Source organism: Photobacterium sp. OFAV2-7, assembly GCF_022347985.1.
GTDB lineage: Bacteria > Pseudomonadota > Gammaproteobacteria > Enterobacterales > Vibrionaceae > Photobacterium.
The window spans coordinates 1-6,814 of sequence record NZ_JAKRFQ010000198.1 but is presented as its reverse complement, the minus strand read 5'-3'; the positions used below and the strand labels follow the sequence as shown (position 1 = coordinate 6,814).

The 6,814-nt window shown below is 51.6% G+C and carries 4 protein-coding genes; 3 read left to right on the top strand and 1 reads right to left on the bottom strand.

Annotated features, from left to right (window positions below):
- From MHN01_RS12055 to MHN01_RS12045, 3 genes are all read left to right on the top strand, one after another.
- A partial coding sequence (locus MHN01_RS12055) for a glycosyltransferase family 4 protein (RefSeq protein WP_239411575.1) occupies positions 1-1,285 on the top strand: 1,285 nt, incomplete at its 5' end.
- Positions 1,282-2,466 (top strand): glycosyltransferase family 4 protein, encoded by a 1,185-nt coding sequence (locus MHN01_RS12050; RefSeq protein WP_239411574.1) that lies wholly within the window; start codon positions 1,282-1,284, stop codon positions 2,464-2,466. The genes MHN01_RS12055 and MHN01_RS12050, both read left to right, overlap by 4 nt.
- 36 nt (positions 2,467-2,502) lie before the next feature.
- Positions 2,503-3,612 carry a glycosyltransferase gene (locus MHN01_RS12045; protein WP_239411573.1) on the top strand — a complete coding sequence of 370 codons (1,110 nt, stop codon included), beginning with the start codon at positions 2,503-2,505 and terminating at the stop codon, positions 3,610-3,612.
- A gap of 372 nt (positions 3,613-3,984) precedes the next feature.
- Here MHN01_RS12045 and MHN01_RS12040 read toward each other — a convergent pair.
- Positions 3,985-6,814 (bottom strand): cation:proton antiporter (locus tag MHN01_RS12040; protein ID WP_239411572.1); only part of this gene is annotated, 2,830 nt, incomplete at its 5' end.

Sequence of the window (6,814 nt, the reverse complement as noted above, 5' to 3'; positions counted from 1 at the left end):
TGTTTTCACTCTTTATGGCGAGGCAGTAACAATGAAAATTTTGACCATTACCAGCCTGTTTCCGAATGCTGCCGATCCCAAGCATGGCGTGTTTGTCGAAACCCGGTTAAAGCAACTGCGAAAGCGTTACCCCGATGCCGAGATAACGGTCATCGCACCTGTTCCCTGGTTCCCATTTAAATCATCGTTCTTTGGTCAGTACAGTGTTTTTGCCAAGGCCCCCTCTTTTGAAAAGCGCTTTGGTATGCCGGTTTATCATCCTCGCTATGTGGTGATCCCCAAGGTCGGTATGACATTGGCGCCTAAAACCCTGGCATTTGTATTGTATCGCCAAATCAAGGCGCTGATGGCTGAGGGCTATGAGTTTGATTTGATAGACGGCCATTACTTCTATCCGGATGGTGTCGCCATTGCCGAGGTCGCCAGAAAGCTCAACAAGCCGTTTACCGTCACGGCCAGGGGCTCGGATATTAACTTGCTCCCTCAGTACGAGACGCCGCGGCGACAGATTCAGGAGGTCTTTCAGGCCAGTAGCCATAATCTGGCGGTCTGCGAAGCACTTCGGCAGGAAATGATTGCATTGGGGGCAGCGCCGGAAAAGGTGTCAGCATCCCGTAATGGTGTCGACTTAGAGCTTTTTTCCTTTGCCGATGAGCAACAACAGCGCGATGTGCGACAACAGCTGAAGCTGCCCTTGGAAGTGCCTGTCTTTCTCTCGGTCGGACTGCTTATCGAGCGTAAAGGGCATCACCTTGTGATTGAAGCCATGAAGGCGCACCCGGAGGCACAGCTCCTCATTGCCGGAATGGGGCCTGAAAAATCAAGGTTGAAGCGACTGGCCAAAAAGCTGCATGTATCCAACCGGGTGACCTTTCTCGGCGCGCTCTCCCAGTCGGAGCTCGCCTGTTATTTTCAGGCTGCCGATCTATCTGTGCTGGCGTCAAGCCGTGAAGGCTGGGCCAATGTATTACTGGAATCAATGGCCTGCGGAACCCCTGTCGTAGCGACCAATATCTGGGGAACGCCGGAGGTTGTCAAAGCTCGTGAGGCGGGAGTCTTGGTGGCGCGTAACAGTCGTGATATTGCGGCAGCGATTGGGCAACTGCTCAATACCCGGCTTTCACGTGCTGAAACCAGGCACTATGCCGAACAGTTTTCATGGGATGAAACCACGGACCAGCTGTATCGGATATTTTCTGAGCTGCTGGGGAACGAGCAACCTGATGGCGTTTTATTGCGGCGAGACACAGAGAACGATATGAACGACGAAGAGGTAACAGTATGAAAATACTTTATCACCACCGGGTGGCTTCAAGGGACGGGCAGTTTGTTCATATCGAGGCGATCATTGATGCTATGAGACAACAGGGCCATGAGGTTATCGTTGTTGCTCCGACGATTTCGGATGCAACCGAGTTTGGTGATGATGGTGGCTGGATGTCGAGGCTCCGTCATGCCTTACCCGGTTTTGTCAGTGAGTTGCTTGAGTTTGGCTATAGCTTCTATGACTTTGTGAAACTGGTACAGGCCATCAGGAAGCATCGGCCTGATGCCATTTACGAGCGCTATAACCTGTTTCTGCCTTCGGGGGTTTGGGCCAAGCAACTGTTCAAGCTGCCCCTGATCCTCGAGGTTAACGCGCCGTTATACATGGAGCGCGCGGCCTATGGTGGGATCCACCTGCCGATGCTGGCCAAATGGTCTGAACTTTATGCCTGGCGTAATGCCGATCATATTTTGCCGGTGACGCATGTACTGGCTGACTATTTATATCAGGCTGGTGTCAGACAGAGTGATGTCACTGTGCTGGCAAACGGGATTGATGCCAGCCATTTTAATGTGACCTCTCATTATGACAGGTTGCCGGATCTGGCGGGGAAAACTGTGATTGGCTTTGTCGGCTTTTGCCGAGAGTGGCATCGATTGGATTTGGTTGTCGAAACGATAGCCGAGATGAGAAATCCCAATCTGGTGCTGTTAATTGTCGGTATCGGTTCGGTATTGGATGAACTGCAGCAAAAAGCCCGAGAATTACATATCGAGCAGCAGCTTTGTATCGCAGGCCTGGTCAGCCGGGAAGAGATGCCCAAATGGTTGGCACAAATTGATATTGCCCTGCAACCGGCAGTCACCCCCTGGTGTTCACCGCTAAAACTGATCGAATATCTGGCAACAGGCAAAGCGGTAGTCGCTCCTGATTCGCCCAATATCAGAGAACTGTTAATTCATAAATCGAATGCCCTGCTATTTGAAGAGGGCAACAATCAGCAGATGCTGGAGGCTATCAAGCGGCTGGTGGTCGAGACTGATTTAAAGGCTGACGTTCAGCAACAGGCCGTTGCGACCATTGAAAACCGGCAACTCACCTGGCATCAGAATGCGGCAAAAATCGTCCAGCGCTTTCAGCTGTTATTACGAGGTAAACGTAGCGTCTTCCAAGACGTTGTCGTTAAGTCAAATGGGTAGATGTGCCAGGCCATGAGGAAAGGGTGTTGAACGGATATGGTAGCCAAAAAAAATGTTTGTCATCTTGTCCACGGCTTTCATGTCGGCGGGCTGGAAAAGATCATTATCAATTGCATCAACCAGTTGGGGGAGCAATATCAACATACGATTGTGACCTTGACCCAGGCAGGAGAGTTGGTCAAGGAGTTGCCGCCTTCGGTCACTGTGATTGAGCTGAACAAGAAACCGGGCAACGATTTGTCGTTGTATCCGCGTCTTTACCGGATTCTTACCGAGAGAAAACCGGATATCTTTCACACCTATAATCTCGGTACTATCGAGTATCAATGGGTGGCATGGTTGGCTAGGGTACCGCTGCGTATTCATGCCGAACATGGAAGAGATACCTATGATCCGTTCGGAAAAGTGGCCAAATATCGTTATCTTCGCCAGATCAGCTCATGGGTTATCCATCATGTTGTGGCCGTATCCAATGATCTGTACCAGTGGCTCCAGCGTGATGTCGGTATCCGTCAAGCCAAATTAGCCTTGATCACCAACGGCGTTGATGTCGAATATTTCTCGCCGAAGTTCAGAAAGCCTGCCCCGGATAAATTCATCATCGGCCATGTTGCCCGCCTGCAGGGAATAAAAAACCAAAAGCTGCTAATTAACGCTTTTCAACACGCTTGCCAGCAGGATCGTAACTTTTCACGGCAGGCTGAGCTGATGCTTGTTGGCTGTGGCGATGAACTGCCAGCGCTGAAAAATGAGGCAAACAGTGATGCTCAGCATGCTGGGCAAGTTATCTTTGCCGGCAGGCAGCAAAATGTCCGGGACTATTATGCGCGTTTTGATGTCTTTGCGATGTCGTCGATAGCCGAAGGGATCCCGGTTACCCTGCTTGAGTCGATGGCCATGGGGCTTCCCCATGTGGTCACCCGGGTTGGGGGGATCCGGGAAGTGCTTCTGGAAGGAGAAACCGGACTCGGTGTGGAAAGCCAGGACCGGGATTCGCTGGCCACTAGTTTGCTAAAACTCTTTCATGATAGGGCGTTGCGTGATGGCATGGGGCAGGTATCACGGGAAAGGGTTGAACAACACTTCAGCCAGCTGTCTATGGTCGGCGCCTATGCTGATCTTTATTATCAAAGAGGCAATCATTAAATGGGAGGATAATTGTTGTTTAGCGCCTGGCGGGTGTAGGTTATTACCGTCAGCTACTCGCTGAAATTACAGTGTAAACTGAAGCTTGATTGACTTTCGGTGTCAGTCTGGCGGTTATCCGCACCATGAAATGAAGAGCTACAATTGGTGCCTAGCACACTGAGTATAAGAACCAATAAAGGAATGATATTTATCATAATTATTATGATGAGTTTCTTCATTGTTTCTCTTTTCCTTTTTGGGTTCGGACGCTTTATTCCATTCGTCAATTATCTCCTGATATAAAATCTAGATAAAAATTGTGGTTATCTTGAGTCATGATTAAGAAACCTGCCGAAAATACAGTAACCAGCACATAAAAATACAGGCTCCTTATTGTTCTTGGTTATCTCCTCGCAATTTGAGTCGAGCCTTTAGAGCAGGCTGAGTTACCAGCAGGGTATGCAAGTCTTGTTTGGGCAGGACAAGCAGTTCGCAATAGCCGGTGGCAACAACGTCAGCATTGCGGGGTTGCTCCGAGAGAAGGGCTTGCTCGCCGAAGAACTCACCGGCACCTAGCTGTACAGGTGCTTGCTTGCCAGTTATGACTTCAACATTGCCGGTGGCAATAAAGAACATAGCATCGCCGGCCTCTCCCCGGGCAACAATTTTTTCACCTGGTGCCGCCATGCGTGATTTTAGCTGGTTGGCTATTGCCTTGATGGCGCTGTTATCTAGCGAGGCGAACAAAGGAACCTTGGTGATGAGAGCATTTTTATCCAATCGCTCGCTGGCCACTTCGGTGATTTGGGCTTTAAGATCAGGGTGAGTCGCGATAATGCTATTGAAGTCGTCCAACTGCAGAACCAGCAATTGGCAATAGCTTATTGCCGTAACGGTTGCACTGCGGGGTTCCTGGGTAAGTAATGCCAGTTCGCCGAAGAAGTCACCACTCCCCAGGCGGACAGGTTGGGGCTTGGTTGCGGCCTCGACAGCCCCGCTGGAGATAAAATACATGGCTGTACCCGGCTCTCCCCGGGTGATGATGCACTCGCCCGGAACCACGAGCCGGGGAGTAAGCATAGCGGCAATTTCATTGATCCTGTCTGCGCCTGTCTTGGCGAAGAACGGTACCTTGGCGACGAGTTTGTCCGGTTCGAGGCCGAGATCCAATTTGGGTTGACGGTCCATGATATGGTTGCGTTTGTCCAGCTCGCGAACCAGATCACTAAATACTTCTTGGCTGATAATATTTTCGTCGAGCATTTGGTGGTAGCTGGCTTCCTCAAGGCGCAGGGCAACACGGACCAAGTGACGTTTTTGCAAGGTTTCTGCGTACTCTGGATATTGTAGCCGCAGCGCATCCAGTGTCTGCTGGATTGTCTGCAGGCGCTCTATGAGCAGTGGTTCGAGCTCTAAGGCCAGATCTTCGCCAAACAAGGGCGGGATTTTGTCATGGCAGTATTCTATCAGTGCAATGACCGCTGTTTCGTGAACGCTTAGGACTTCAAAACGATTGGCGAGCTGGATTGCCAAAGGACGGGAGAACCCCATGGTCCGCTGTAGCCACAGGGCTGAGCGACACATCACACCAAATCTGAGTGCATCCGTATAGGCTTCCTGATAGCCCCGGACGTTGCCGATTTTTATGCCGTCTTGCAAATCATCGGCATGGAATAGCAACGAGCGGGTGATTTTGGCCGAGTCTAATCCATCCGAGAAGCGTTTTAGATAAATATGGCGCTCGTGATTGGTCAGGGTACTTAACCCGACTCCAAGGGTCACCGTATCGGATTGCTCGCCTTTTGACATCGAGTGTTCAACCCGGGTCAGACGCTGCTCATAGATGTCCGCGACACCAGTAGCTATGGTGGGTTTGATGTTGTCGGTATGGGCGGCGTGTTCAAGCCCTTCGCGGATCCGTCTAATCGATAGTGCCATCACGCGGTTGCGGATCATCCTCTCTGTCGGAGGAAGGCGGTCGAGCCCGAAAAAGTGCATCATTGCCCCCATGGTCGGGGCATTGACAAACAGAGTGAACAGCACAAAGCCGGTGACAAGAGAGGCAACAAAGGTTTTGATGTCATTTGAGATGCCCGGTGTTTCGAGGATCACCAACGCCAGTGCCAATGAGACGGCACCGCGCAACCCGCCCCATAGCATGACGGTACGAAAGGCCAGGCTGATTTGTTGCCCCAGCCCGATTTTGTTGAGCAACGGCAGCACCAAATACAGCACGGCAGTGCGGGCGGTAAAGGCGGCAAAGGTCAGGGCGATTAACGAGATAAAATGCGCCATGGTGAAGTCGACCAGTACCTTGGGGACGATCAGGCCCACTAGGAAGAAGATCAGCGAATTGGCCCAAAAGACCAGTTCTTCCCAGGTTTCGGTCAGTGTATGCCGGGTATGCGGGGAGATCTGGGTACGCCCAAATGAGTTTATGACCAGCCCTGCCGTAACGACAGCCATAACCCCCGAGACATGCAGATAGTGCTCGGCGAGCAGGAAGCTCAGATAGGCAAGGCAAATAGTGAGCGTGATTTCGACCAGCGGCATATTGCGTAGTCTGCCGATCAGAGAGGCTGCAGTCCATGAGGCAAGCAAGCCAACCAGTATGCCGCCGAAAAAGACTTCAAGAAATTTCCCTGTCGCAGAGATGACACCCGCTTCTGAGTTGCCGAGCAGTATGGTGACCAGGATCGTAAACAGGACGATAGCCGTCGCATCGTTAAACAGGCTTTCTCCCTCAACCAGAATGGTCAGTCGTTTGGGAGCGCCCAGGTTTTTGAAGATGGCGACGATGGCAACAGGATCGGTGGCAGAGACGATAGCACCGAGCAGCAGGCAGGCCACCAGGCTGACATCAGATACGCTCCATACAAAGGCCCCGACCAGCACGGTTGAGATAAGCAGGCCAATAATGGCCAGCAATAGAATAGGGCCGATATCTGTCATCAGGTGACGGGCATTGATATTGAGGGCAGACTCGAAGATAAGTGCGGGCAGAAAGACGAAAAAAACCACTTCCGAAGTGATATCCAAGGCCTCGAGCGAGGTGAGGAAGTCCCCCAGGATCCCCGGCGGGTCAAGGTTGCTGGTAGCCAGTACGATCCCGCCCAGCAGGGAACCGGCAACGGCGAGCAATACGGTGTAGGGGAAATTGATCCGGTTGGCAATCGGCAGCAGCAGACTGGCAATCGTCAGCAGGCCGACCAGTCCCAGC